Raw genomic sequence first — 24,475 nt, 5'->3', positions numbered from 1 at the left:
CGACGACTCCCGAAGCCGCGACGAGACAGGGCAGGATGCGATGAGTGGGACGGGGCGGGAGTCGGCCGACGATGAGGTCCGTACCACCCCCGCCGTCCTCAGTACGAACCGCTTAGGTCAGTTACCGTGAGATTACCCGCCGAAAAAACGGAGCATTAACTCCCGACTCGGCTCAGAGGACGGTCCCGTGTTTCTTGTCGGGGAGCGATTTGTCCACGTCGGCGTAGAACTCGAAGCGGGCCGCAAGCTCGTCGCGAAGGGTCGACGGCGGGACGATTTCGTCGATGACGACCTCGCTCGCCATCCGGTGGGCGTCGATGTCCTCGCGGTACTCCTCGCGGAGTTCGTCTTCCATCCGCGCCCGTTCTTCGGGGTCGTCGACCTCGGCGAGCTTGTTCGCGTACACCGCGTTGATGGCGGCTTCGGGGCCCATGATGCCGATTTCGCCCGAGGGGAGCGCGATGACGCTCTCGGGGTCGTAGGCGGGGCCGCCCATGGCGTAGATGCCCGCGCCGTAGGCCTTCCGCACGATGACGGTCTGTTTGGGCACCGTCGCCGACGACGTGGCGTAGATGAACTTCTTGCCCTTCTCCAGGATGGCGTCCTTTTCGACCTGCGACCCGGCCATGAAGCCGGGCGTGTCACAGAGGTAGAGGAGCGGAATCTCGTAGGCGTCGCAGGTCCAGATGAACTCCGCGGCCTTCTCGGCGGCGTCGGGGAAGATGGCCCCCGACCGCTCGGTGGGCTGGTTGGCGACGATGCCGACCGGCCGGCCGTCGATGCGGGCGAACGCGGTGACGATTTCCTTCCCGTAGTCGGGTTTCAGTTCGAACACCGACTCGGCGTCGACGACGCGCTCGATGAGGTCGTGGGCGTCGTAGGGGCGGTTCGGTGACTCGGGGATGAGTTCGTCGATGCCGTCGGGGGAGTACCGCGGCGGTTTCGACTCGGCGCGCGGCGGCTTCTCGCCGGCCTTGTCGGGGAGGTAGGTGACGAGTTGGGCGACGAGTTCGCGGGCGTGCGCCTCGTCGCGGGCGACGAGGTCGGCGCTCCCGGACTCCTCGGCGTGCATCCGCGCGCCGCCGAGGTCCTGCATGGATATCTCCTCACCGGTGACCATCTTCACCATGCGCGGCGAGGCGATGGCCATCGCGGACATCCCCTCGACCATGACCGTGAAGTCGGCGAAGACGGGCGTGTAGGCCGCGCCGGCGATACACGGCCCGTAGAGGACGCAAATCTGCGGGACGTACCCCGAGAGCATCGAGTGGTTGTAGTAATATTTCCCGATGCCCTCGCGGTTGGCGAAGAAGCCGGTCTGCTGGTCGATGCGGCCGCCCGAGGAGTCCATCAGGTAGAGCACCGGCTTGCCGGTCTTGAGCGCCCGCTGTTGCATGCGGAGGAACTTCTCGACGCCGCGGCGGGCCATCGACCCGGCTTTGACGGTGAAGTCGTTGGCCATGACGTGGAGGTCGCGGCCCTCGAACTCGGCGGCTCCCGTGAGGAGGCCGTCGCCCGGCAGGCGGGTGTTCGGGTCCGCCTCGTCGACCTCGGGGGAGTTCTCGTGCCACGAGTCGAAGTTGGCGAACTTGCCGTCTTCGAACGCCAGCCCGTCGGGGAACCACAGGTCGAGGCGGTCGCGGACGAACAGCTTTCCCGATTCCGGCAGGCGCTGTTTGTACTTCTCGGGGCCGCCGCCGAGGATGTCCGCGATTTCCTCGCGGAGTTGCTCCTCGCGCTCGGTGGGTCCCATGTCGTCGTCCAGCGGGAAGGTGTCCGCGGGCGGTTCGGCGTCCGCGACGGCCTCCTCGCCGTCGCCGACGAAGACGTTCACGTCCGTCCCGAGGTGTCGCGCCAGCGCGTTGGCGATGGCCTCGGCCTCGTCGCCGGTCGCGCCGTCACCGATTCTGACCTTCATACTCGGTGATGCACCACCGTATTCAAAATGGTTTTCCATGCACGATTTGCCGGTCGGTCGAACGGGACCGGCGGCAGCCCGGCCGTAGTCCGTTTGGAGACCGGTCGCTATCGACTGCGGAGTTCGGAGAAAACGAGGTGCCCGGTCGGTTCGGTTCGCTCGACGCGGTTGATGCTTCGGACCCGGGGGCCGACGGGTCGGGCGCGCTCAGTCCAGCGCGGCTTCGAGCTTCCCCACGAGGTCGGTGTTGCCGACGTACATCGGGGTCCGCGCGTGAAGTTCGTCTTTGTCCACGTCGAGGAGCGACTTCGTGCCGTCGGAAGTCGCGCCGCCGGCCGTCTCGATGACGTAGCCGATGGGGTAGCCCTCGAACTGAACGCGGAGTTTGCCCTCGGGCGCGGACTCCAGCGTCGGGTACGCGAAGATGCCGCCGTAGGTGAGAATCTGGTTCACGTCGCCGATCATGGAGCCGCCGTAGCGGAGCTTGCGCGAGGGGTCCTGTTCGACCTCGCGGGCGAACGCCTCGAAGTCGTCGGTCCAGTCGGGGACGCGGCCGCCGAAGCCGTACACCGACCCCTCGTCGGGGAGCGAAACGTCCTCGCGGACGAGTTCGTGGCTCGCGTCGTCGTGGATGACGTACTCGTCGACGGTGCCGTTGCGGGCGACAATCATCGTCATGACGGGGCCGTAGAGGACGTAGCCGGCGGCGACGAGGTCGCGCCCGTGGGCCGGCAGCGGGCCATCGTACACCGCGAAGATGGTCCCCATCGTGTTGTTCGGCTTCAGGTTCGACGAGCCGTCGAGCGGGTCGACAGCGACCGACAGCCGGCCGGTGCCCACGTCCACGGACTCGGGGCGCTCCTCGCTGGCGTACTCGCCGACGCCGTCGAGCGCGCCGATGCGCTCGCAGAGGAGGTCGTCGGCGAACACGTCGGCGGCCATCTGCGTCTCGCCGCTCGGGTTCTCGTCTTCGGCGGTGACGCGGCGACCGGGGAGGCCGGTCCGAATCTCGGGCGCGGTGCTCGCGATGATGTCGACCACGCCGTCGATGGTCCGCACGTCGCGGGCGGTGTCGGCGGTGTTGACGTCGGTCGTCGCCATCAGGCCCACCCCTCCGGGCGTCGGCGGGTCGTCGGCGAGTCGTCGGCGAGTCGAGCGCTGACCCCGAGCGTCGTCGGGGCGGGAGATACCGTCTGCGGGGAGTCGACGGCCGTGTCGGAACCGGGCATCATCTGATTCAAAATGGTGTAACCACCTATATAAAAACTGCGTCTAGAGTGGTTTAGGAGATATTGCCGAATCCAGTCGTTATGAGGGTCGTAACAAAATATTACGGGAGAATCCACTTCGAATAGAAATTACTACTCAGATAGTAAAAATTCGGGCGGCAGTCAGAACCGGCGGTTACTCCATGGCGTCGCGCGCCTGACCCTTCCACGCGCTGACGACGGTCGGGTCGATTTGGAGGGCGTCGGCGACGTGTTCCGGGTCGGCGGTGGCGAGTCGCCTGACTGAGCGGACGCCCGCCTCGGCGAGCAGTTCGGCGTCGGCCTCGTCGATGCCGGCGAGCGTCGTGAGCGGTTCGGGCTTCGACCGCTCGCGCCACGCTTCTTCGGCCGCGAGCGCGTCTCCCGACCCGTCGGTCGACGCGTCGGTCGCCCCCCGCCCGGTCGGCGTCCAATCGCCAGACGCCGTGGGCTCCGAGGGGGCGTCCGCTTCGCTCTCCGGTCTCGTAGTCGTCCCCGACCCCGACGGAGTCCAGTCTCCGTCTCGCGCCGGGCCGCTCGTCTCCGTCGCCTCGCCCCGGCCGTCCGGGGTCCAATCGCCGGTGTTGCTGTTTCTGTCGCCGTCGCTGTCGTCGCTGTCGGCATCGTCACTCGCGTCCCAGTCGCCCGAACTCGCGGCGACCCACGCGCGCTCGTCGTCGCCCAGTCCGCGGACCTGCGAGGAGCGGCGGTCGAGGTCGTCGCCGGAGTTGAACGACCACGAAAGCGAGTGCCAGCGCCGAATCTTCGCCGCGACGCCGGGGTTCGTCCCGGCGGCGACGAGGTCCCGGTAACACACCTCGCCGTCGACGATAGCGGCCGCGTCGATGTTCGCCTCGGCGAGACAGTCGGCGGTCGCCGGGCCGACGTATTTCAAGGCCTCTAACTCGGTCGGGACGCCGTCGCTCGCGCGGTCGCCCCGCGGTCTGAGCAGGTGGGTCAGCGCCTCAGCAGGGTTTTTCGGCCCCTCGTCCGGCCCGTTCCCCCGGTTTGCGCCCTCGGCGTCGCTCGGGCGCGCGTCCGAGACGGCTTCCCCTCCGTCCCCGCCCGCGTCGTCTTCGTCGTATCTGCCGGCGTCGTTCACCCCAGTCACCGTTGCATATCCCCATTCTTGCCCCCGACTTGAGTCTTCCCGTGACAGTCACGAGTCTGTCACTATTCCGAACGCATCGGCAAGTTTTACCACCCTCCCTCGCGCAGACCCCGATATGTACGATACCGAAGATATCGACACGGTGGGCGTCGTCGGCGCGGGAACGATGGGCAACGGCATCGCGCAGGTGGCCGCGATGGCCGGCTACGACGTGGTCATGCGCGACCTCGAACCCGAGTACGTCGAGCGCGGCCTGTCGGCCATCGACGACAGCCTCTCGCGGTTCGTTTCGAAGGAGAAACTGACCGCGGACGAGGCCGACGCCGCGAAGGCGCGCGTCGCGGGGACGACCGAGCTCGCGGACCTCGGGGACTGCGACCTCGTGGTCGAGGCGGCCGTCGAGAACATGGACGTGAAACGCGACATCTTTGCCGACCTCGACGACATCGTCCCCGAGGGCGTCGTGCTGGCGACGAACACCAGCACGCTCTCCATCACCACCATCGCGGCCGCGACCGAGCGCCCCGAACTCGTCGTCGGCCTCCACTTCATGAACCCCGTGCCGATTATGAAGGGCGTCGAGGTCGTCCGCGGCGAGAAGACCGACGACGACGTCGTCGCGTTCGCCCACGACTTTTCGGAGGCCCTCGGCAAGGAGACGTGGGAGTCCGACGACAAGCCCGGCTTCGTCACCAACCGCATCCTCATGCCGTGGCTCAACGAGGGCATCCGCGCCTACGACGAGGGCGTCGCCTCCAAGGAGGACATCGACCGCGGCATGACTCTCGGCACGAACGTCCCGATGGGGCCGCTCACCCTCGCGGACCACATCGGCCTCGACATCTGTCTGGACGCCTCCGAGACGCTGTTCGAGGAGCTCGGAGACCGCTACAAACCGGCGTACCTGCTCAAGCGCAAGGTCGCGGCGGGCGACCTCGGCAAGAAGACGGGCAAGGGCTTCTACGAGTACGACTAAGTCGACGAGCGTCGGTTCTCGGCGGCGCGGGCATTCGTTCACTCCCGGCCGCGGGGCGGCGAAACTGTTGCCCCGCGAAGGGGAAGGCTATCAATCCTGAAACCCTGCGCGAACGCTTTTTATGCCGTCCCGCGTGAAACTCTCTCAATGATTACGGTCGAGAACCTGCGGAAGACCTACGGCGACTTCCCCGCCGTCGTGGGAAGCGACTTCTCGGTCGAGTCGGGCGAGGTGTTCGGCATCGTCGGCCCCAACGGCGCGGGGAAGACGACGACGCTGAAGATGCTCGCCGGACTCGTCGAACCGACCGGCGGGTCGGCGTCGGTGCTCGGATACGACCCCGAGGAGCCGGCGATGCGGCGCAAACTCGGCTTTCTCCCCGAGGAGTCGCCGCTGTACGAGGACATGACCGCGCGGTCGTATCTCCGATTCTTCGCCGACCTCTACGACGTGCCCCGCGACGTGGCCGACGAGCGCACCGGCGCGGTGCTCGACCGCCTCGACCTCGAATACCGCGACCGCCGACTCGGGGACATGTCGAAGGGGATGAAGCGCAAGGTCGCCATCGCCCGGTCGCTCGTCAACGACCCCGACCTGCTCATCTACGACGAACCGGCCAGCGGCCTCGACCCGCTGACGACGAACGTCGTCTTGGAGTTCGTCCGCGAACTCCGCGACGAGGACAAGACCGTCGTCTTCAGCGCGCACAACCTCTTTCACGTCGAGTCCATCTGCGACCGCGTGGTCATCATGAACCGCGGGGAAATCATCGCCCGCGGGACGGTCCCCGAGATTCGCGCGGAACACGGCGAGACGACCTACCGCGTGTTCACGACCGTCCCGCTCGCGGAGACCCTGCCCGCCGACGACGAAATCGACGGTGAGGAGCGCCACGTCGCCGTCGTCGACGAGATGTCGGCCGTCGAGTCGCTCCGCGAGCGCGCCGAGGCCGCCGGCGGCCGCGTCGCCGACATCCGAACCGACGAGGCGTCGCTGGAGGACATCTTCCTCCGCCTCGCCCGCGAGGCACCGACGACGAGCGAAGCCGAGGGCGGCCGCGGGCGGGCCGCTGACGGCGAGCGCGAGTACGCCGACGACGAGCGCGAACAGCGCGTCGCCGGAGGTCGCGGGCAGTCGTGACCGACCTCCGAACCCGACTCGTCGCGCACGCCCGGACTATCCTCCGCATCGCCCGCTGGGAGGTGTCGCGCTCGGCGGGGACGCTCGACCGCCGGACCGCCGCAATCGGTCTCGTCGCCGTCCTCGTCGCCGGCGGCATCGCGGCCGGGGCGGCGGGCGGCGGGGTCGCGCTCGACCGCGACCTCTACCGCGTCGGCATCGCCGGCGACAGCCCCTACTACGACGCGGTCGACCGGTCGTCGGCGCTCGACCCGCGGCCCGTCTCGGACCCGAACGTCGAACTCGTCGTCAGCGAGACGCACGTCTCGGTCGTCGACACGCAGACCGGCCGGGCCGCCTACGCCGCGTTCCGCGACGCGGTCCAGTCGTACAACGAACGACAGATGGCCCGCGAGGAGAACCAGTCGGCCGCGTTCCCGGTCGTCGTGGACCTCCAGTACCGCGAGCGCGACGCGCTCGTCCCGGCCGGAAGCCGCGTCGACGGCGGTGCGGGCGGAGGTGGTGGCGGAGCCGGGACCGGTGACGGCGGCGGAGCCGACGCCGGAACCGGAGCCGGGAGCGGCGCGTCCGGTGCCGGTGACGGTGCGGGCGGGACAGCCGGCGGCGGCCCGAGCGCGTCCGACGCCGCGGCGGCCGACGACGGCAGCGTCGACGCCCCGTCGCTCGGCGGGATGGCGGGCCTCTTCGGCGGCGACACCAGCGGGTCGCCGGCGAGCATCAGTCCACCGTTCCCGTTCGCCTCGCTCGTCCTCGCCTTCGCCTTCCTCGTGCCGATGAACTTCGTGATTCAGGCGTACGGGTCGAGCATCCTCAACGAGCGCATCAACCGCCGCGGCGAACTGCTCCTCGTCGCGCCCATCTCGCCGGGCGACATCGTCGCCGGCAAGACGCTGCCGTATCTGCTCGGCACGGTCGGCATCACCGTCGCCATCGCGGCGGCGGTCGGCGGCGGCGTCGTCTCGGTGGCCGCGGTCGTCCCCGTCGGCCTCCTGTTCCTCGCGTCGACGTTCGTCGGCGCGATGTTCGCCCGCTCGTTCAAGGAACTCACGTTCGTCACGGTGACGGTGTCGGTGTTTCTGACGACGTACACGTTCGTCCCGGCCATCTTCACGAACGTCACGCCCATCGCGCTCATCTCGCCGTTGACGCTCGTCGTGCGCGACCTCGCGGGCGAGTCGATTCCACTCGGCGAGTTCCTGTTTTCGGTCGGGCCGATTCTCCTCGCCGTGGGCGTGTTGTTCCTCCTCGGCGTCGGCGTCTACCGCGAGGAAGACATGTTCACCCAGCGACCGGTCCCGCTGAAGTTCCTCGACGCGCTCGACAGCCGCATCTCCCGGGCGCGCTCGGTTGCGACCCTGTCGGCGCTGTCGATTCCGTTCGTCTTCATCGCGGAACTGCTGGCCATCGCCGTGCTGTTCGTCCTCCCGGTGGACCTGACCGTCCCGATGGTGCTCGTCGCGGTCGCGGTCATCGAGGAGTTGGCAAAAAGCTTCCACGTCCTCGCCGCCTTCGAGAAGGCGCGCTTTTCGCGGACGCTCCGGTCGTCGCTCGTCCTCGGCGGGCTCTCCGGCCTCGGCTTTTTCGTCGGCGAGAAGTTCACCGCCATCGCCCAACTCGCCGGGTTGCAGTCGCTCACGCTCGGGCAGACCGCCTTCGCGCCCTCCGGCGTCGGCATCGCCGGCGGCACCGGCGTGAGCGCCCTCGTCGTCCTCGGCCTGTTCCTCGCGCCGCTCGTGCTCCACGCGGTGACCGCCAGCGTGACCGCCTTCGGGGCGAGTCGGGGGCGCTCGGCCTACGGCGTCGCGCTCGTGGGTGCAATCGCCATTCACCTCGGCTACAACCTTCAGGTGGTGAACGCCCTTGGGTAGCCCGCGACTCGCCATCGCTCGGCGCGAACTCGGGAGTCTCCGCAAGGAGAAGACCATCGTGCTGGCGCTGGCTATCCAGCTGTTCGTCGCGGCGTTCTCGTCGTTCCTCGTCGTCGGCCTCGTCTCGCTGTACGACCCCGGCGCGGCGAGCTATCAGGTGGACGTGGCCGTCGCGGGCGACGAGGAGGCCGTCGAGGACCTGCTTCGGGCCGTCGGGTCCGAAGACGGGCTCAGCGGGCGACCGTACGCCTCCACGTCGGCAGCGATGACGGCGTTCCACGAGCGGGAGGTCGATGCCGTCTTAGAGGCGTCGACGGGAGAGGACGGCAGGATACGGGTCGCGGCGGTCGCGCCCGACACGGGCGTGGAGACGACGGCGGTCGTCACCCGCCTCCGCGACGCGCTCCGCGAACTGGAGCGCAACGAGCGCGCGGAACGGCGCGCCTTCCTCGAAACGGACCCGCTTTCCCTCCCGCCGGCGGCGGAGTCGAGCCCGTACTTCGGCTTCACCTACACGGTGCTCGTCCCGCTGTTATTGTTCCTGCCCGTGTTCATCTCGGGGTCGCTGGTGGTCGACTCGCTCACCGAGGAAGTCGCCCGCGGCACGCTCGAACTCCTGCGGGTCGCGCCCGTGAGCTTCGCGGCCGTCGTGGACGGAAAGCTCCTCGCGGCCGGCGGACTGGCTCCGGTGCAGGCCGTCGCGTGGATGCTGCTCCTCCACCTGAACGGGACGGCCATCGAGAGCGTGCCCTGGCTGTTCGGCATGGTCGCCGGGCTCTCGGCCGTCGTCGTCGCCCTCGGCGCGGCGGTGGCGATTACCTCGCCCGACCGCCGGGTCGCACAGCTCCTGTACTCCATCGGCGTGCTCCTCGTCTTCGCGGGCACGTCGTTGCTGCCGCTGAACCCCGCGAACACGGCCGCTCGACTGGCGCTCGGGACCGCGGGCGTCGGCGCGAGAGCCGCCGTCGCGGGGCTCGTCTTCGTCGGCGTCGTCGCGCTCGTCGGCCTCCGGGTCGTCGTCGACCGAGTGGACCCGAACGAACTCGGCTGAGACCCGGTGTCCCGCCCCGCTCTCGGTGTTCGTGGCCGGCTTTCTCGCGACACCGCACCGGAAGTCGTACATGCCCCGAGTCCGAGAGGCGACACATGGCACTCGGAGGCACCGCGAAGAAGCTCCAGAAGGTCGCAGAGATGGCCGAAGACGTGTACAAGAAGCTCAACGAACTGCGCGAGCAGATCGTCGAGGTCCGCGAGACGGTCAACGAGACGAAGTCGCGCGTCGACCGGCTCGAAGCCGAAAACGCCGAACAGCGGGCGATTCTCGAAGCCATCGCGGAGGAACAGGGCGTCGACCTCGACGCCGCCATCGCGCAGGCGCACATCTCCGAGGCCGAGGACGACGCGGCCGGCGACGAGACCGCCGACGCCGATGCCGACGCGTCGAGTGACGCCACCACCGACGACGCGTAAGCACGCCGACTCTCCGACTCTCCCCGTTTTCTGTCGGTTTCGCACCCAGCCCTAGCCTCGTCTCGGAGTCCCCGAGAGGCGACCGTGCTCGACCGATACGACCCGACCCACCCACGCGCCGACCTCCGACGAGGGGGACAACGGGATGAAAACGTTCAGGGTCAGGGGCAACTTTTGCCCGCGTATGACCACGCACCGCGAACCCTTCGACTCGGTGCTCGACACCGTCGGCGAGACGCCGCTCGTCAGGGTCCACGCGTCGCCCGACGAAGTTCCCGTCTACGCGAAGCTCGAATCGTTCAACCCGGGCGCGAGCGTCAAAGACCGCATCGGGAAGTACATGCTCGAACGGATGCTCGAATCGGGCGAACTCCCCGAGGGCGGCACCATCGTCGAGCCGACCGCCGGTAACACCGGCATCGGCTTCGCCGTCGCGGCCGGACAGCTCGGCATCCGCGCGGTGTTCGTCGTCCCCGAGCGGTTCAGCGTGGAAAAACAGACGCTCATGCGCGCGCTCGGAGCCGACGTGGTGAACACGCCCACCGAAGACGGGATGGGCGGCGCTATCGACCGCGCACACAAGCTCGCCGACGAACTCGACGACGCCGTCGTCCCCCAGCAGTTCTCCAACCCGCTCAACCCCGAGGCGCACTACGAGACGACCGCGCCCGAGATTTACGACGCGCTCGACGGCGAGGTCGGCGCGCTCGTCGCCGGCTGCGGCACCGCGGGCACGCTGATGGGGATGGCGCGCTACGGCCGCGAGCGCAACGAAGACACGTTCGTCACCGCCGTCGAACCCGAGGGGTCGCTCTACGCTCGGCTCCACGGCCGCGACGTGGCGGAGGCGTCGTACAAGACCGAGGGCATCGGCACACACGACCCCGCGACGAACGAGCTGTTCGACCCCGAGCTGGTGGACGAAATCGTCCAAATCGCTGACCGCGACACCCACGACGAGATGCGGCGCCTCGCCGCCGAGGAGGGCCACCTCGTCGCGTCGAGCGCCGCCGCCAACTCGCTGGCCGCCGTCGACGTGGCCGAGCGCGCCGCCGCCGGCGACCTCGACCTCCCGCACGACGCCGTCGTCACGGTCTTCCCCGACTCCTCGGAACGATATCTCTCGAAGGGCGTCTACGGCGACTTCGAGTCGTGGGAAGGGTAGAACAGGCCGGCCGGAAGCTGATCCCGGTCGAATCGCCGGTTCAGCGGGCGCTCAGGCGAGCCGCGAGTGCTCGACCTTGAAGCACTTGTCCTGAACGAACGAGAGTCCGGCTTCCTCGGCGCGGGCGGCCGCGTCGTCGTCGCGGATGCCGAGTTGGAGCCAGACCGCCGCCACGTCGCCGCGGTCGGCCGCGCGCTCGATTGCGGCGTCGACGATGTCGCCCGCCTCCTCGGACGGTCGGAACACGTCCACGAGGTCGACGTCTTCGTCCACGTCGGCCAGCGAGTCGTACGCCGTCTCGCCGAGGATTTCGTCGTGGAAGGGGTTGACCGGGACGACGCGGTAGCCGTGGCGCTGCATGTACGCCGGGATGTCGTGGGCCGGCTTGCCGGCCGTGGCCGAACAGCCGACGACCGCGATGGTCTCGGCGTCGAACAGCGCGCGGATGTCGTCGTCGCTGGTGATGGGCATACCTACGACGTGGCCGTCTGCGGATAAAAACGTCCGGCGGCTGTGCGGCGCGGCCGCCGTCCCAGTCCGGCGCGCGCGCCGAGCCGGCTAGTGGTCCGCGATGCGGATGTCCGGCGGCGCGTCCTCGTGGGTCGTGATGATGCCGTCGAACAGCTGTTTGATGGTGTTCATCGTCCGGTCGTCGTGGGCGTCGGCGTCGATGGTGAACACGCCGAGGCCACCGACGCTCTGGATGCGGCCGGTGAACACGTGCAGAAACCGAAAGACGGTCTGGAGGTCGGCGTACATCAGCAGCGTCGAAAGCGAGTGGAGCATGATGCGGTTCTCCGGCAGCCCGCGGTCCTGGTAGTACTCCTGGAGGATTTCCGAGAGCTTGATTCCGATTCCGGTCATGTCGACCGGTGACGACGTGTACCGGATTCGGTCGTCGTCGCGGACCTCGCCGACGCCCTGCTGTTTCGTGACGCAGTCGACGACCGCGACTGGCTTGCCCTCGTAGTCGAGTCGCTTGCCGAAGTCGTTGAGGATGCGGTCCGCGCCGTCTTTGGTCGTGACGATGACGGCCCCCTCACCGCTCCGGGTCCCCTCCGCGAGGATGTCGAGCGCCAGCGAACGCTTGCCGGTCAACGCCGGTCCGACGAGGAGGAGGTTCGTGCCCGGTTCGACCTCGACGTCGAGATCAGCGCCCAGATTATACATACAGGTACCTCGGCTCGATGTCGTCGACTCCGAGGAACGCGCTCGCGTGACGCTTCCGCTCGCCGGGGGTCATCGGATAGTACGATGATACAGTGAGCCGGTAATATTCTTTTTGATTGGAGGATCGAACAGTTCCGGCTCGTCGGGGCGTTCTCCGGGAACTTGCCGATTTCCCGTCCACAATCACTTATAAGAGACTTCCCGCTGGCGCCGTCGCCCGTCCGAGGATGAACGCGAACGCCGCCAAGAACATCCCGTGTTTGAGTCGGCGCTGGGCCGCGGCCGGATTACCGAACGACTGCGCGGTGGCGGCGAGCATGAGCGCGTCGGCGGGGACGACCACGCCGAGATACGCCAGTCCGAACTCCCCCCGGACGAACGGCACCGCGCTCGCGCCGACGGCGACCACGAGGACGACCGCGCCGAGCCACAGCGACGCCGCCTCGCCGACGACGATGGGGAGCGTTCGAAGTCCCTCTTCTCTGTCGCCGCCGATGTCCTCGACGTCTTTGACGATTTCGCGGGTCAGCGTCGCCAGCGCGGCGAGCACACAGAGGACGACCGCGCCCAACGGTTCGCCGATGGCCGCGCCGCCGAAGAGGAACGTCGAGCCGGTGAGCGCGGCGACGACGACGTTGCCGACGCCGGGGAGACCCTTGAAGAACTCCGTGTACGCGAGGAGCGCGACGAGGTTGACCACGGCGATGGCGATGGCGACGACCGGGAGGACGAGCGCCGAGACGACCGCGCCGCCGAACAGCGCGACGCTGAACCACTTGGCCTCGGGCGCGGTCACCGCGCCGCGGGGAATCGGCCGGTCCGGGCGATTGATGCGGTCGATATCGCGGTCGAAGTAGTCGTTGATGGCGTTGCCCGCGCCCGTGGCGAACACGGTGGCGAGCATCGCCGCGACGACGACGAGCGCGTCGCTCGGGGCCGCCCCGGCGACGAACGCCCCGGTGAACGTGAGAACGCCCGCGGCGACCGCGTTTCCCGGCCGGGTGAGTTCCGCGAACCCGCGTGCCCGCGTTCCGAGAGACATACCACGTACTGTTCGGAGACCGCGTATAAATCGCGCGGAGTCGCCGCCCCGAATCAATCCATTTAAAGCAATCCACAACAGACGAAGTCATGTAGGGCGCTTAGCTCAGTCTGGACAGAGTGCTTGGCTTCGGACCAAGTTGCCACGGGTTCAAATCCTGTAGCGCCCATGATTTTGCGAGGAACTTGGTGACGAGCGGAATCTGGGCCGAAGGAGTTGAACCAGGGAGCGAAGGGAGTGAGCGACTGCGGTTCACAATCTTCTGGGTCAAGAGAATCGCCCGCCATCGCACGCATCACGCACCTTCCGAGCAGTCGTTGGAGTCGTCGCACCGGCGCTCGGCTTTCCGCTCCAAAATCGACGGCGGACTCGACTTCACAACCCAAAATCGCGTCGCGCCGGGACCCCGATTCTCCTAGGCACAACCCAGTTAGGTACGGCTCCCCTCATACTCAATCACATGGACCGGAGCGAATACGCGATACTCGCGGTCATCGCAGCCGCGACGGTCGGACTCGGCGTGTTCACGACCACACAACCGCTGGGAACGTTCCTCGTCGAGAGCGCCAGAGAGGCGCTTTCGACCACCGCGGCCATGGCGTGGGTGACGTGGTGGGCGCTCGTCGTCGGCTTCGCCATCGCCGGCGGCGTGGAGGCGTGGACCTCGGGTGAGGAGGTCTCGGAGCTACTGGAGGGCCACGGCCTGCGCGAAATCGGCTACGGCTCGCTGTTCGGCTTCGTCTCCTCGTCGTGTTCGTACAGCGCCATCGCCACCGCGAAGAACCTCTTTAAGAAAGGCGGCTCCGCGGCGGCGACTCTCGGGGCGTTCATGTTCGCCTCGACCAACCTCGTCATCGAAATCGGCGCGGTCATCTGGATTCTGCTCGGCTGGCAGTTCCTCGTGGCCGACATCCTCGGCGGGTTCATCCTCATCGGGCTGATGGCGTTCGGCTTCGTCTACCTCGTGCCCGACGAGGTGGTCGAACAGGCCCGACGGAACGTTCAAGACGAGGGAAGCGAGACCGTCCGCGACCCCGTCTGCGGGATGGAAGTCGACCCCGACGAGACGGAGTACAGCGTCGAACGCGACGGCCGGACGTTCTACTTCTGCTCGAAGTCGTGCAAGGAGAGCTTCGACCCCGAGGAGGCCAACACGACGGTTCGCGAGCGGGCCACGTCGCTGTCGGGGTGGAAGGCGCTGGCCGACAAGCAGTGGAAGGAGTGGGGGATGCTCTGGGACGAAATCGCCATCGGCTTCGTCTTCGCCGGCCTCATCGCCGGCTTCATCCCCGACGCGGTGTGGACCTCGGTGTTCTCGGGGCCGACGTTCGGGCTCCCGGTGTACGTCTTCTGGACCGCGGTCCTCGGGGCCGTCATCGGCGTCGCCACCTTCGTCTGCTCGGTCGGGAACGTCCCGTTCGGGGCGGTGCTGTTTTCGAACGGCCTGCCGTTCGGGAGCGTCCTGAGCTACATCTACGCCGACCTCATCGTCCCGCCCATCGTGGACGCCTACCGCGAGTACTACGGGACGACGTTCGCGGCCGTCCTCTCGGGGATGATATTCGTGGCGGCGGTCCTGACGGGCGTCGTCATCCACTTCGTCTTCCTCGGCGCGGGGCTCATCCCGGCCCCCGAGAGCGTCCAAATCGCGGAGGTGAGCATCGAGGCCGACTACAAACTCGTGTTGAACGTGTTCGCGACCGGCCTGTTCGGCGTCCTCTACTGGCTCCACCGCTCGGAGTCAGTTGGTGATGACGGCCACGGCGGTCACGGCGAGGCGGCGCAGGCCGGCGACTGAGCCGTCGGAGCGCGTGCGCGACGCACGCCGAAACGCCCGAAAAACCGAAGCCGGAGTCCACCGGACCCGCCGAACCCCCGGTTACGCTTCGAGATGTTCAATGCCTTGCTTCGAGACGTTCGCCCGGGTGACGTGGTCGTCCATCCACTCGGGGGCGTCGTCGTCTTTCTCCTCGGTCCACGCCCAGCCCTCGTAGATGTGGACGCGGTCGGTTCCGCGCTCGCGGAGCCTGAGCGTCGCTTTCCCGTCGATGTCGTCGGGGCTGGGAGCGGGATGGAGCCGGCGGGCGGCCTTCAGCGCCGCCTGCCGGGGATACGTTCCGCTGAACACGCTCGTCTCCTCGCCGTCTTCGACGAGGACGAAGTTTCGCTTGCCGTCTTCTCGTACCATGCGTGCCTATACCACGCACTCCGAATTAGTAGTTCGTGTCGCCGCGACGGTCACGGCGCGCCGTCGACGGGGCGGTTCGTTCCGGTCGACGCCACACCCCCCACGACTCACAACCACGCGTCGAGTCGCGCCCGGTGGAAGTCGACCGCGGCCGCGCCGGTTCGCTCGGGGTAGCCGGGGCGGGTCACCTCGCCCGCCGAATCGACGGCCGAGTGGACGACGGCGGCGACCCGATAGGCGCGCGGGACCGGCGGGAGCGGCCGGACCGACTCGTAGCCCGCGCGGAACGCCCGGCGGAGCGGCGCGCCGTCTTCGACGTACCAGTCAGCGACGAGGTGTTCGACTTTGGCGACGGCGAGTCCCGGCGCGGCGGCCATCGGCTGTCCCCAGTCGAGGACGGCCGAGACCCGGTCGTCCTCGACGAGCGCGTTCCCCGGTCTGAAGTCCCACGGATAGAGCCGAGCCGGCGGGTTCGCGGGAAGCGATGCGGCCGCGACGGCGTCCGCTAACCGCTTTCGACACCCGTCGAACGCGGCCGGGAGCGCGGCGATTCCCTCGCGGGCGTAGGCGGAGAACCACGCCTCCCAATCGCTGTCGTCGGCGCTCGCAGCGTCGAATCCGCGGTTGGTCGCCGGTTCCGATTCGAACGCGGCTCCGCCCGCGGTCGCTTCGCCACCGTCGGCTCGCTGTCCGCCGCGAGGAGAGCCCGCAAGCCGACCGTAGCCGTCGAAAGTGAACTGTTCGTGGAGCTGGCCGAGGCCGACGCCGAACGACCGGGCGACCCGCCGCTGGGCCGTCGCATCGAGCGAGACGAACCGCTCGTGGAGTTCGTCGCCGGCGGCGCGCTCTGTGACGACGTAGCCGACCCCGTCGAGCGCGCCCGACGCGAGGACGCGGGGGACCGGAATCGACGTGTGCTCGCGGACCGCCCGCGAGAGGGAGGCTTCGAGGGCCAGTGCCGCGGCGTCGGCCGCCGTTTGGACGACGACTTCCCCGCCGTCAGCGAACGTCGCCACCGCGGTCCGCTTGTGGTTCCCGTTCGGAACGCGGGCCGTCGCCGCGACGCGGCGCTCGGGAAACTCGCGGGCGAGCACGCCCTCGACGGGGTTCATGGAACCACTCTACGGGTGACGCGAACAAAGGTCCAGCGGACGGCTCGCGGCGGCCGATGGCGATGGCGATGGCGATGGCGACGCCGCGGGAGCCGAGTCACGGCCCGCCGTCGAGAATCGTCGAGAACTCGGTGAGCGACCGGAGGACGTACGCCGGGGCGTACGAGGTCGGGTCCGGGTCGCCTTCGCCACCCGTCTCGACCGGGCACCACGCGGCGTCGAGACCGGCGCGGTGGGCTCCGTCCACGTCGAACTCCAGCGAGTCGCCGACGTGGAGGCTCGCGTTCGCCTCGGCGTCGAGGGCGGCGAGCGCCCGGTCGAACGGGTCGGGATGGGGCTTTCGCCGCGGCATATCGCCCGCGAAGACGACCGCGTCGAACGCGTCGACGATGCCGAGCGCGTCGAGTTTGATAGACTGCCGTCGCTCGGGCCCGTTGGTGACGAGGGCGACCGACGCGTGGTCGCGGGCGGCGGCGAGCGCCTCTTTCGCGCCCGGTCGGAACGAGACGGCCGAGTAGTCGACCGTCTCGACGAACCCGCGGGCGAGCGCCCGGGCGTCGACGCCCTCGCGGTCGTGCTTCGCGGCGACGCGCTCGAAGCCGTCGGCGAGGTAGCCCTCGTGGTCGTCGTGGTCCGGCGGGCCGTCGAGGGCGGCCCAGAGGTCCGACGGCTCGCCGAAGCGGTCGAGGCCGGCGGCGTCGAACGCGCCGGCGTAGATGGTCTCGCCGCTCTGGTCGTTCGTACAGAGCGTGTTGTCGAGGTCGAAGAGAATCGCGTCGAACGGTGCCACGCTCACTCTTGGAGCGGCGGCGGTAAAACCTCGTCCACGGGCGGCGCCGACCGCGGCGGCGACGGTCCGCGAGTCGAACGGGGCGGCTCAGTCCGCGGCCTCGACGGTCGCGAGCGGGAGTTCGATGACGAAGACGCTCCCCCGCGGTTCGTTGTCCTCGATGTGGACGGTGCCGTCGAAGTTCGAGACGATGGTGTCGACGAGGTACAGGCCGGTTCCGGTGCCGGGGCTTCCCAGTCCCTTCGCGCCCTTCCCGAAGACGACCGATTTCCGGTCGTCGGCGATGCCGGGGCCGTCGTCGGCGATGCGGACGGTGACGCACTCGTCGTCCGCCGCGCCCGAGACGGCAATCGACGGGCGGTCGCGGTCGCTGTGGACGACCGCGTTCTTCAGGACGTTCACGAACACGGAGTCGAGCAGGTCGTTGGCGAACACCGTCGCCGGCGGAAGGCTATCGACCGTGAACGCCGCGTTCGGATAGCCCTCGCGCACGTCGTCGACGGCCTCGCGGAGCGCGTCGTCGACGTCGAGGGCGCGGCGGCGCTCGTCGTCGTTCGTCGCGCGCATCAACTGTCCGAGCACGTCGGTGAGGTCCACGGTGTTGAGCGCCCGCCGGAGCGCGGTCTCCAACTGCGACCGCGCCTCGTCGGACAGCGGCTCGTGGTCGAGGACGATGTCGATGTACGCCGTCACGAGCTGCATGTCGTTTCGGATGTCGTGGCGGACGATGCGGTTGAGCACCTCCAGCTCGTCGTTTCTCGACTCCAAGGCGAGTTCGTAGTGCTTGCGGGGCGTCACGTCCCGGACCGAGACCACCCATCCGAGCGGCTCGCCGGCCTGTTCGAGCGGGATGCGCGTCAGTTCGACGTAGCGCTCGCCCGCGACGAGCGCGTCGCACGTCGGGGGGTCGCCGGCGAGGTCGTCGTAGTTCGGGATGACCTCGCCCGCCGGGCGGCCGAGGAGCGGGTCGTCGGTCCCCAAGAGGGGCCGGACGTGGTCGTTGACGTGGACGACGACCCCGTCGGCGTCGAGGACGACGAGCCCGTCGGTCGAATGCGCGCCGGCGGCCGCGTAGGCGAGCGGGAGGATGTCGAGGAGCTTGTAGCGGTAGACGGCGATGCCGAACGTCACCGCGGGCACCGCGAGCGAGGCGGGGATGAGGTTGACGCCGCCGGCGAGCGGTGGCGAGTCGGTGAGTTCGAGTGCGGCGACGACCGACGGCACGACCATCCCGACGATGAGGAGCGTCGCCTGCGTCCGGTAGGGGCGGTCGAGTTCGAGGGCGTACTGGCCGATGACGCCGAGCCCGAGAAACAGGAGCACGAAGGCGTAGACGAGGCCGAACACGCTCACCGGGCCGTCGGTGACGGAGAGCGTCACCCCACCGTCGACGGCCGACAGCTCCCAGCCGGTGTAGCCGAGTTCCAGCGGGTTGGTAAAGAGGACGACGAGGAACACCGCGGGGACGACGTACAGCGCCGCGACGACCTGCCGGTCGAGCAGTTCGCGCCGGTCGGTGTACGCGAGGGCGAAGACGAAAAACGCCGGCGCGGCCGTCATCGCGCCGACGTGGAGGAGCTTGTACGCGAGCAGTTTCGCGCCGGGGGCGACGAGAAACAGCTTGACCGCCGTCGTCGCGGTCCAGAAGGCGACGGCGGCCGTCAGCACGGCGAACGAGACGACCGTCGGGGTCCGCCCCCGGCGGCGAACGGACTGGAGCGCGTAGCCCGAGAGGATGGCGGCGACGACCGCCGCGAACACCATCGGGTAGGCGTACACGCTGTGCTGCCAGTTCATCGAGCGCCTCGCTCAGCGGTCACGTCTCGAATCGCGGCATCGCTGGCGCAGTCTCGGTCGTTCCCGGTATCGTCGGTGATAGCTGGAGCTACTCCGGCATCGGATAAAGAACTTCTCAGGGTCGGGCCGGCGGACCGCGGGAGCGGGTCGCCCGCCGCCGACCCGTCAGGCGTGCAGTTCCTCGTCGACGAGGTCGGCCGCCCGCGAAATCGCGCCGACCGAGGTGAGATGGCCCGCCCCGACGGTGGCTTTCATCGCCTTCGCGGCCTTCCCGCGGAAGATGCTCGGGCCGACCTGCGCGACCGCGCCGTCGCCGACCGAGACAATCCAGCCGGGGACTTCGAAGCGATAAGGGTCGGGCCGCGGGGCGAACTCGTCTTCGTCGCCGCCGGTCTCGAACTCGACCTGCGCGGCGATGTTGCCGGCGACGGTCTTCGCCTCGCGGAGCGCCGCGGAGGCGCTCGCCGGCACGGGCTCGCCGTCGGCGTCGACCGCGCGGGCCGCGTCCCCGACGACGAACGTCCGCCGGTCGAGTCGGAGGTCCGCCCTGACGGCGGGGCGCTCGCCGCCCATCGCGTCGTCGCCGGCGATGCCGCCGGTCCAGACGAGCAGGTCGTAGTCGATGTCGCCGGTGTCCGCCTCGACGGTCGCATCAGTCACCGACTCGACGGTCGTCTCGGTCCGAATCTCGACGCCCCTGTCGAGGAGTTCGTCGCGGACCGCCCGCTGGAACGACGCGTCGAACGACGGCGCGACGGCGTCCAGTTGCTCGACGAGGACGATATCGGCGTGCGCGCCCTCCTCGTCGCGGAGTGCGGCGAGTTCGCCCGCGACCTGCACGCCAGACAGCCCCGCGCCGCCGACGACGACGGTGCCGCCCTCGTCGCAGTCGTCGAAGAAGCGCGTGCGGATGGTTTCGGCGTCCGCGACGCGCTTCAGCGGGACCGAGTGGGCTTCGAGGCCGGGGATGCCGTAGTAGGCGGTCTGCGCGCCCAGACAGACCGCGCAGTAGTCGTAGTCGAGGGCGTCACCGGCGGCCAGTTCGACGGTTCGCGCGTCGCGGTCGACGCCCGTCACCCGGTCGACGACGACTTCGGCGCGGTCGAGCGCCTCGTCGAGAGGGACCTGAATCGCGTCGGCGACCGCCGGCCGCCGAATCGCGCGGTGGACCTCGTGTTGGACGAGATGGTGCGGGGAGTCGTTCACCACGGTCAGGTCGGCGTCGGCGGGGAGTCGGCGTTCGAGGTCGCGGGCGAGCGTGAGGCCCGCGTACCCGGCACCGAGAACCAGGACACGCATGGCTGTTCCGTCGGGCGCGAGAGAAAAGAGGGTGACGGCGGTCGCGGGCGCGGTACGCGGCGGTCGGCCGCGCGCTCAGAACAGCGCCTCGGACTCGTCGAGCACTTCGGCGGGGCCGCCGACGCCCCACACGTCGGTCTCGACGCCGCAGTCGGAAACGGCTTCCTCGACGCGGTCGACGTGCTCCTCGGTCGTGTTGATGTAGACGCTCGCGCCGGTGTCGGTCGAGAAGTAGACCGGCACGTCCTCCTCGTTTCGGAGCTTGCGGACGGCGTTGAAGACGGCGATGGTGCGCGGTTGCCAGTACACCCAGCCGGCGGGGCCGGTCATCGTCGTCGCCGCGAGCGACAGCGAGTCGTGCTCCGCGAGTTCGAAGGCGGCGTCGAAGTCGCCGTCGTACAGCGCGTCGCGCATGTCGTCTATCTGGGCGTGGATGTGGGCCATCCGCGCCTGGAACATGTGGCTGTCGGCGGCCTCGGCGTGGGCCTGTTCGGTCTCCTTGTAGGCGGGGACGTGCGCGGCGACGATGCGCAGGTCGTCTTCGAGGTCGGTCTCGATGCGCTCGGAGCGGCAGTCGGTGTCGTTCATTCCCGAGTAGAGATGCGAGAACGCGCCCGTGACGGCGCGGGCGGCGGACGCCGACCCGCGGCGGGCGATAGTCGAGACTTCGGGGCGCGTCATGTCGAGGTCGGCCGCCTCGGCGAGCGCCATCGCGGCGGCGGCGAACCCGGACGCCGACGACCCGAAGCCGATGTTCGATGGGAAGGAGTTCTCGCTTTCCAGTCGGACCCGGTGGTCGAAGCCGGCCAGTTCGCGGACCCGGTCGACGACGGCTTGGATGCGCTCCGCGCCGCGGCCCTCGACTTCCTCGCCGCCGATGACGTAGGTGTCCTCGTCGGCGTCGGGGCGGAACTCGACCGTCGTCTGCGTGTGGCTCGGTGCCGTGCAGACGCTGATGCTGTCGTGGTACGGCATTCGGCGCTCCGTGTCTCGCATCCCGTGATACTTCACGAGGCCCTGAATCGGGTGGGCCTTGGCGGTGGCCTTCATGTTCGAACGCCCGTCGGACTCGGGGTTAAACGTCCCGATAGGCGTCGGCTCCGGCGGCTCACGGAAAGAATCGGTCGGAAATCGAGTGCGCGCCGGCGGTCCCGCCGGCGCGGGTCGGTCGCAATCGGTGCACAGGAAGGTGGCACGGTCTCCCTCTCCCGCGGGAGACGGTTGAGTTCGATGCAGTCGGTCGGTTATGTGTGTCGTCGTATCGTGGTGACGGTATCGTGGTTGAGTAGCTGGATTCGCTCCGATTGGTTGGTTAGTCGGTCGGATTCGATGCGGGTGGTTCGTTACGGTGCGGTCGGTTCGTTGCTGTTCGTCGCGTCGGCCGAGTCTGCCGGCTTATTCTGTGGACTCGGATTCGTGTCCTCGCTCCCAGACGTTCGTGACGCTCTCGCCTGTGGGTGGTGTGTGGCTGACGTCTCGCATCGTCGCATTTGGGCGGTCACTTGTGTTGCTCATGTGTTGCCTTGGTAGTTGCTACCACGATTCGTGGATAAAGATTTCGGCGGTGTTATATTACGACTTATTAGCATACTAGGAGATATGAGGCGAGCGTCGAGCCGGACCCGAACGCGCGTGGAGCGAACGCCTGACGGGCGTCGTCTGGTCGTCGCTCGGCGGATTTCGGCTCCCGCGGCGGCGGCGTGGGACGTGTTGGTGTCGGTCGCAGACTGGCCCGACTGGGGACCGAGCGTGTTGGGCGTCCGCGGCGTCGACGGACGAATCGAAGCGGGCAGTCGAGGCGAGGTCCGCGTCGCCGGCGTCTGGGTCCCGTTCAGCATCGAGACGTGCGACGACGAGTCCCGTCGGTGGACGTGGCGCGTGGCCGGCGTTCCGGCGACGGGGCACCGCGTCGACCCGGTCGGTCCCGAACGATGTTCGGTTTCGTTCGAAGTTCCCGTGTTCGCGGGGCCGTACGCCGCGGTCTGTGCGGTCGCGCTGCGCCGAATCGAGCGACTCGCGAAGCGGCGCGCTCGCGGGTGAGGCGGGTCGAGAACACGGGAGCGCGTGAGTTCGAAACCGAGCTAGAGCCGCTCAGAACGGGGCGAACAGGACGAGCGCGGCGACGACCGCCACCACGACGACGGCCGCAACGAGGAGCGCGAGTGCCCGACCGGAGCCGGCGTTTTCGGCTTCGTCCGCCTCCGCCGCGGCGCGGGCTTCCTCGGCGTCTATCTCGTCGAGAATCTCCTCGAACTCCGGTTCGTGCGGCTCGTGATACTCGTCGATGACGTCCTCGTCGAGGTCGGCGTCTTCGAGCGCAGCCACGAGGTCGGGAAGCGCCACGAGGTCGATGGGGCGCTCGACTTCCGCGGGGTCGACGAGGAGCGCCCGGTCGCCGTCCTCGTCGGGCTCGTCGAGCTGTTCGTCGGTCGCGAACGCGAGCGCGAGCGTCTCCGCGGCCTGCTCCTCGTCGCCGGTCGTCAGGAGCGTCCCGTCGATGCCGCGGTCGGCGCAGCGCTCGGCGAACGCCTCGACGCTCCGGGCGTCGAACGCGGCTTCCACGTCTATCCAGACGACTTCGGTCGGCTGCGACTCGTCTCCGGGGGCCGAAAAGAGGAACGTCCGCCCGTCGCGGTCGCTCCGTTTCGTCCGCTCCCCGCGGGTCGCACGGACCCGCTCGACGACGGTTGCCGCGTCATCAGTATCGAGAAACGAAAGTACGCTCGACAACGACACGTCGCTCATTGGTTCGAAAGACTCCGTATCCTGCGATAAAGCTTCGCGCCCCATTACAATTCTCGATAACGGGCGGGCGGACGGAGCGGGTTCGTCGGAACAGGTCAGTCCGGGCGGACGAGTTCGAACCGGTCGTCGGTCGTCGCGTACTCGTCGCCCGCGAGGCGGCCGACCGCATCGAGTTTCCTCGTGTCGAGTTTGCCGTCGGTCAGCACCTCGTCGGCGACGTGCGCGTGGACGACCTCCCCCAGGACGAGCGTCGAGGAGCCGACCTCCATGCTATCGTAGAGGGTGCACTCGAAGGCGACGTTGGCGTCGGCGACGCGCGGGGCGTCGACCCGAACGGCCTCGGCCTTCTCGATGCCGGCGTGGTCGAACTCGTCGACGCCCGGCGGGACCGTCGCGGCGGTCTCGTTCATCGCTTCCACGAGGTCGCGGGTGACGACGTTGACGACGAACTCGCCGCGCGAGATGGCGTTTCGCGGCGTGTCCTTCAGCGACGGGCCGCGGCCGACCGGCGCGAAGACGACGACCGGCGGGTCGACGCTGGCGACGGTGGAGAAACTGTACGGCGCGAGGTTGTCGGCGTCGTCGCCGCGGGTGCTCACCCACGCGATGGGCCGCGGGACGACGGCTCCCGAAAGCAGGCGGTACGGGGAGCCGAAGGCGTCGGGCGCGCCGTCCATCACCGACTCGCCTCCGCGGGCGGGCGTGGTCGGCTACTCGGCGGGCGACGAGGGCGTGTCGAATCCGGTCTTGGGTCGGTCACGAATGAGTGTGTGGTGGGTTCGGAGGCCGATGAATCTGTGGGACGGCGTCGGTTCGGGTGTCGTGTTCGGGTTCGTGTCGGGACTCGCGCCACGGGCGCGTCGTCGCGGTCAGAACAGCGTCAGACCGACGGCGTATGACCACGTCGTCCCGCTGAGCGCGAGGAAGACGAGCGCGCCGCCGAGCATGACGAGGTTCTTCAGGAAGCCGGTCATCTCGGACTCCCGTTGGTCCTCGGGGACGGCCCAGAAGTTGTGGAACACCGGCGTCCCGACGACGAGGAAGACGGCGACGGCTCCGGCGGTGAGCGCGGGGAAGACGCCGAGCGCGATGCCGAGGCCGCCGAAGACGAGCATCCCGCCGGAGACGACGACGCCGAGGCGGGGTGCGGGCAGGCCCTTCATCTCCGCGTAGCCGGTCATGTGGTCGAGGTTCAGGAAGTGGTTGAGCCCCATGAACGCGAGCACCGCGCCGAAGAGGACGCGCGCGAGGAGGAACGCGATATCCGCGCCGGGGGACGCGAACTGGAGCGCGACGCTCATCTCGGCACCTCCGTCGCGAGGGCGGTCGTGCGGCGGTCCGTCGTCCGGAGTACTACTATCATCGCGTTACCTGGTACGAGACCGAATCGATATATGTGTTTGCTGACATACACGCCACCGGGTAACCGCTCGGGTA

Annotated in this window: 25 protein-coding genes and 1 tRNA gene; 9 read left to right on the top strand and 17 right to left on the bottom strand. The window is 68.7% G+C overall.

Features of this window, described 5'->3' with window-relative positions; translation table 11 throughout:
* Positions 1-172: 172 nt before the first annotated feature.
* The 4 genes from ACSR87_RS14815 to ACSR87_RS14800 form a co-directional block, all read right to left on the bottom strand.
* Positions 173-1,918: an acyl-CoA carboxylase subunit beta gene (locus ACSR87_RS14815; RefSeq protein WP_498530983.1), complete on the bottom strand. Its 1,746-nt coding sequence runs from the start codon at positions 1,916-1,918 to the stop codon at positions 173-175.
* A gap of 207 nt (positions 1,919-2,125) precedes the next feature.
* Positions 2,126-3,019, bottom strand: a complete 894-nt coding sequence (locus ACSR87_RS14810; protein WP_498530982.1) for a class 1 fructose-bisphosphatase — start codon at positions 3,017-3,019, stop codon at positions 2,126-2,128.
* The gene (locus ACSR87_RS14805) at positions 3,019-3,147 is read right to left on the bottom strand and encodes a hypothetical protein (protein WP_498530981.1); all 129 of its coding nucleotides are present in this window, start codon (positions 3,145-3,147) and stop codon (positions 3,019-3,021) included. The genes ACSR87_RS14810 and ACSR87_RS14805 overlap by 1 nt, the downstream gene beginning before the upstream one ends.
* A gap of 175 nt (positions 3,148-3,322) precedes the next feature.
* Positions 3,323-4,267 (bottom strand): helix-hairpin-helix domain-containing protein, encoded by a 945-nt coding sequence (locus ACSR87_RS14800; protein ID WP_498531075.1) that lies wholly within the window; start codon positions 4,265-4,267, stop codon positions 3,323-3,325.
* A 124-nt stretch (positions 4,268-4,391) separates the two neighbouring features.
* On the opposite strand from ACSR87_RS14800, the gene ACSR87_RS14795 reads away from it, so the two are divergent.
* The 6 genes from ACSR87_RS14795 to ACSR87_RS14770 all read left to right on the top strand — a co-directional run bounded on the left by ACSR87_RS14795 (position 4,392) and on the right by ACSR87_RS14770 (position 10,895).
* Positions 4,392-5,252, top strand: coding sequence for a 3-hydroxyacyl-CoA dehydrogenase family protein (locus ACSR87_RS14795; protein WP_004063385.1), 861 nt, complete (start codon positions 4,392-4,394; stop codon positions 5,250-5,252).
* A gap of 147 nt (positions 5,253-5,399) precedes the next feature.
* Complete coding sequence (locus ACSR87_RS14790; RefSeq protein ID WP_115802566.1) at positions 5,400-6,392, top strand: ABC transporter ATP-binding protein; 993 nt, start codon at positions 5,400-5,402, stop codon at positions 6,390-6,392.
* Entirely contained in the window at positions 6,389-8,260 is a 1,872-nt protein-coding gene (locus tag ACSR87_RS14785; RefSeq protein WP_498530980.1) for an ABC transporter permease family protein, read from the top strand. Before ACSR87_RS14790 ends, ACSR87_RS14785 begins: the two co-directional genes overlap by 4 nt.
* Positions 8,253-9,311: an ABC transporter permease gene (locus ACSR87_RS14780; RefSeq protein WP_498530979.1), complete on the top strand. Its 1,059-nt coding sequence runs from the start codon at positions 8,253-8,255 to the stop codon at positions 9,309-9,311. The genes ACSR87_RS14785 and ACSR87_RS14780 overlap by 8 nt, the downstream gene beginning before the upstream one ends.
* Positions 9,312-9,406: 95 nt before the next feature.
* Positions 9,407-9,730: a DUF5798 family protein gene (locus ACSR87_RS14775; RefSeq protein WP_498530978.1), complete on the top strand. Its 324-nt coding sequence runs from the start codon at positions 9,407-9,409 to the stop codon at positions 9,728-9,730.
* Positions 9,731-9,914: 184 nt separating this feature from the next.
* The gene (locus ACSR87_RS14770; RefSeq protein WP_498530977.1) at positions 9,915-10,895 is read left to right on the top strand and encodes a PLP-dependent cysteine synthase family protein; all 981 of its coding nucleotides are present in this window, start codon (positions 9,915-9,917) and stop codon (positions 10,893-10,895) included.
* 51 nt (positions 10,896-10,946) lie between these two features.
* On the opposite strand, the gene ACSR87_RS14765 is transcribed toward ACSR87_RS14770, so the two are convergent.
* The 3 genes from ACSR87_RS14765 to ACSR87_RS14755 form a co-directional block, all read right to left on the bottom strand.
* Positions 10,947-11,366, bottom strand: a complete 420-nt coding sequence (locus ACSR87_RS14765) for a CoA-binding protein (protein ID WP_008574193.1) — start codon at positions 11,364-11,366, stop codon at positions 10,947-10,949.
* Between the two features lie 87 nt (positions 11,367-11,453).
* Complete coding sequence (locus ACSR87_RS14760) at positions 11,454-12,065, bottom strand: RAD55 family ATPase (RefSeq protein ID WP_004043498.1); 612 nt, start codon at positions 12,063-12,065, stop codon at positions 11,454-11,456.
* A gap of 187 nt (positions 12,066-12,252) precedes the next feature.
* Complete coding sequence (locus tag ACSR87_RS14755; RefSeq protein ID WP_498530976.1) at positions 12,253-13,107, bottom strand: geranylgeranylglycerol-phosphate geranylgeranyltransferase; 855 nt, start codon at positions 13,105-13,107, stop codon at positions 12,253-12,255.
* A 94-nt stretch (positions 13,108-13,201) separates the two neighbouring features.
* Between ACSR87_RS14755 and ACSR87_RS14750 the strand changes: the two genes are divergently transcribed.
* A tRNA-Arg gene (locus ACSR87_RS14750) sits at positions 13,202-13,276 on the top strand.
* A 291-nt stretch (positions 13,277-13,567) separates the two neighbouring features.
* Positions 13,568-14,905: a permease gene (locus ACSR87_RS14745; RefSeq protein ID WP_498530975.1), complete on the top strand. Its 1,338-nt coding sequence runs from the start codon at positions 13,568-13,570 to the stop codon at positions 14,903-14,905.
* Between the two features lie 81 nt (positions 14,906-14,986).
* On the opposite strand, the gene ACSR87_RS14740 is transcribed toward ACSR87_RS14745, so the two are convergent.
* The 7 genes from ACSR87_RS14740 to ACSR87_RS14710 form a co-directional block, all read right to left on the bottom strand.
* Positions 14,987-15,295 carry a non-histone chromosomal MC1 family protein gene (locus ACSR87_RS14740; protein ID WP_004063400.1) on the bottom strand — a complete coding sequence of 103 codons (309 nt, stop codon included), beginning with the start codon at positions 15,293-15,295 and terminating at the stop codon, positions 14,987-14,989.
* Positions 15,296-15,402: 107 nt separating this feature from the next.
* Positions 15,403-16,407, bottom strand: coding sequence for a phosphotransferase family protein (locus ACSR87_RS14735; protein ID WP_498530974.1), 1,005 nt, complete (start codon positions 16,405-16,407; stop codon positions 15,403-15,405).
* A gap of 97 nt (positions 16,408-16,504) precedes the next feature.
* Entirely contained in the window at positions 16,505-17,197 is a 693-nt protein-coding gene (locus ACSR87_RS14730) for an HAD family hydrolase (RefSeq protein ID WP_498530973.1), read from the bottom strand.
* A gap of 87 nt (positions 17,198-17,284) precedes the next feature.
* Positions 17,285-18,994 (bottom strand): sensor histidine kinase, encoded by a 1,710-nt coding sequence (locus tag ACSR87_RS14725; RefSeq protein ID WP_498530972.1) that lies wholly within the window; start codon positions 18,992-18,994, stop codon positions 17,285-17,287.
* 165 nt (positions 18,995-19,159) lie between these two features.
* The gene (locus ACSR87_RS14720) at positions 19,160-20,293 is read right to left on the bottom strand and encodes an NAD(P)/FAD-dependent oxidoreductase (RefSeq protein WP_498530971.1); all 1,134 of its coding nucleotides are present in this window, start codon (positions 20,291-20,293) and stop codon (positions 19,160-19,162) included.
* A gap of 75 nt (positions 20,294-20,368) precedes the next feature.
* Complete coding sequence (gene mvaD / locus ACSR87_RS14715) at positions 20,369-21,343, bottom strand: phosphomevalonate decarboxylase MvaD (protein ID WP_498530970.1); 975 nt, start codon at positions 21,341-21,343, stop codon at positions 20,369-20,371.
* A 345-nt stretch (positions 21,344-21,688) separates the two neighbouring features.
* Entirely contained in the window at positions 21,689-21,808 is a 120-nt protein-coding gene (locus tag ACSR87_RS14710; RefSeq protein ID WP_477185502.1) for a DUF7989 family protein, read from the bottom strand.
* An 84-nt stretch (positions 21,809-21,892) separates the two neighbouring features.
* Here ACSR87_RS14710 and ACSR87_RS14705 point away from each other — a divergent pair, with 84 nt between their 5' ends.
* A complete protein-coding gene (locus ACSR87_RS14705; protein WP_498530969.1) occupies positions 21,893-22,333 on the top strand; it encodes an SRPBCC family protein in 441 nt (146 codons plus the stop codon).
* 51 nt (positions 22,334-22,384) lie between these two features.
* Here the strand turns inward: ACSR87_RS14705 and ACSR87_RS14700 are convergent, their stop codons facing one another.
* The 3 genes from ACSR87_RS14700 to ACSR87_RS14690 all read right to left on the bottom strand — a co-directional run bounded on the left by ACSR87_RS14700 (position 22,385) and on the right by ACSR87_RS14690 (position 24,339).
* Complete coding sequence (locus ACSR87_RS14700) at positions 22,385-23,038, bottom strand: hypothetical protein (protein ID WP_498530968.1); 654 nt, start codon at positions 23,036-23,038, stop codon at positions 22,385-22,387.
* A gap of 95 nt (positions 23,039-23,133) precedes the next feature.
* Positions 23,134-23,715 carry a flavin reductase family protein gene (locus ACSR87_RS14695; protein WP_498530967.1) on the bottom strand — a complete coding sequence of 194 codons (582 nt, stop codon included), beginning with the start codon at positions 23,713-23,715 and terminating at the stop codon, positions 23,134-23,136.
* A 192-nt stretch (positions 23,716-23,907) separates the two neighbouring features.
* Entirely contained in the window at positions 23,908-24,339 is a 432-nt protein-coding gene (locus ACSR87_RS14690) for a DoxX family protein (protein ID WP_498530966.1), read from the bottom strand.
* Positions 24,340-24,475 lie beyond the last annotated feature (136 nt).

The organism is Haloferax sp. SDI50, from assembly GCF_059802635.1.
This window is presented reverse-complemented; position numbering and strand designations above follow the sequence as displayed.

What these genes read in the sequence shown, in the direction of transcription:
- mvaD (WP_498530970.1), bottom strand. Translation starts at nt 21,343, where the DNA reads ATGAAGGCCACCGCCAAGGCCCACCCGATTCAGGGCCTCGTGAAGTAT.
- ACSR87_RS14695 (WP_498530967.1), bottom strand. Translation starts at nt 23,715, where the DNA reads ATGGACGGCGCGCCCGACGCCTTCGGCTCCCCGTACCGCCTGCTTTCG.
- ACSR87_RS14810 (WP_498530982.1), bottom strand. Translation starts at nt 3,019, where the DNA reads ATGGCGACGACCGACGTCAACACCGCCGACACCGCCCGCGACGTGCGG.
- ACSR87_RS14795 (WP_004063385.1), top strand. Translation starts at nt 4,392, where the DNA reads ATGTACGATACCGAAGATATCGACACGGTGGGCGTCGTCGGCGCGGGA.
- ACSR87_RS14775 (WP_498530978.1), top strand. Translation starts at nt 9,407, where the DNA reads ATGGCACTCGGAGGCACCGCGAAGAAGCTCCAGAAGGTCGCAGAGATG.
- ACSR87_RS14705 (WP_498530969.1), top strand. Translation starts at nt 21,893, where the DNA reads ATGAGGCGAGCGTCGAGCCGGACCCGAACGCGCGTGGAGCGAACGCCT.
- ACSR87_RS14755 (WP_498530976.1), bottom strand. Translation starts at nt 13,107, where the DNA reads ATGTCTCTCGGAACGCGGGCACGCGGGTTCGCGGAACTCACCCGGCCG.
- ACSR87_RS14815 (WP_498530983.1), bottom strand. Translation starts at nt 1,918, where the DNA reads ATGAAGGTCAGAATCGGTGACGGCGCGACCGGCGACGAGGCCGAGGCC.
- ACSR87_RS14760 (WP_004043498.1), bottom strand. Translation starts at nt 12,065, where the DNA reads ATGTATAATCTGGGCGCTGATCTCGACGTCGAGGTCGAACCGGGCACG.
- ACSR87_RS14735 (WP_498530974.1), bottom strand. Translation starts at nt 16,407, where the DNA reads ATGAACCCCGTCGAGGGCGTGCTCGCCCGCGAGTTTCCCGAGCGCCGC.
- ACSR87_RS14700 (WP_498530968.1), bottom strand. Translation starts at nt 23,038, where the DNA reads ATGAGCGACGTGTCGTTGTCGAGCGTACTTTCGTTTCTCGATACTGAT.
- ACSR87_RS14765 (WP_008574193.1), bottom strand. Translation starts at nt 11,366, where the DNA reads ATGCCCATCACCAGCGACGACGACATCCGCGCGCTGTTCGACGCCGAG.
- ACSR87_RS14745 (WP_498530975.1), top strand. Translation starts at nt 13,568, where the DNA reads ATGGACCGGAGCGAATACGCGATACTCGCGGTCATCGCAGCCGCGACG.
- ACSR87_RS14740 (WP_004063400.1), bottom strand. Translation starts at nt 15,295, where the DNA reads ATGGTACGAGAAGACGGCAAGCGAAACTTCGTCCTCGTCGAAGACGGC.
- ACSR87_RS14805 (WP_498530981.1), bottom strand. Translation starts at nt 3,147, where the DNA reads ATGCCCGGTTCCGACACGGCCGTCGACTCCCCGCAGACGGTATCTCCC.
- ACSR87_RS14790 (WP_115802566.1), top strand. Translation starts at nt 5,400, where the DNA reads ATGATTACGGTCGAGAACCTGCGGAAGACCTACGGCGACTTCCCCGCC.
- ACSR87_RS14710 (WP_477185502.1), bottom strand. Translation starts at nt 21,808, where the DNA reads ATGAGCAACACAAGTGACCGCCCAAATGCGACGATGCGAGACGTCAGC.
- ACSR87_RS14720 (WP_498530971.1), bottom strand. Translation starts at nt 20,293, where the DNA reads ATGCGTGTCCTGGTTCTCGGTGCCGGGTACGCGGGCCTCACGCTCGCC.
- ACSR87_RS14690 (WP_498530966.1), bottom strand. Translation starts at nt 24,339, where the DNA reads ATGAGCGTCGCGCTCCAGTTCGCGTCCCCCGGCGCGGATATCGCGTTC.
- ACSR87_RS14725 (WP_498530972.1), bottom strand. Translation starts at nt 18,994, where the DNA reads ATGAACTGGCAGCACAGCGTGTACGCCTACCCGATGGTGTTCGCGGCG.
- ACSR87_RS14770 (WP_498530977.1), top strand. Translation starts at nt 9,915, where the DNA reads ATGACCACGCACCGCGAACCCTTCGACTCGGTGCTCGACACCGTCGGC.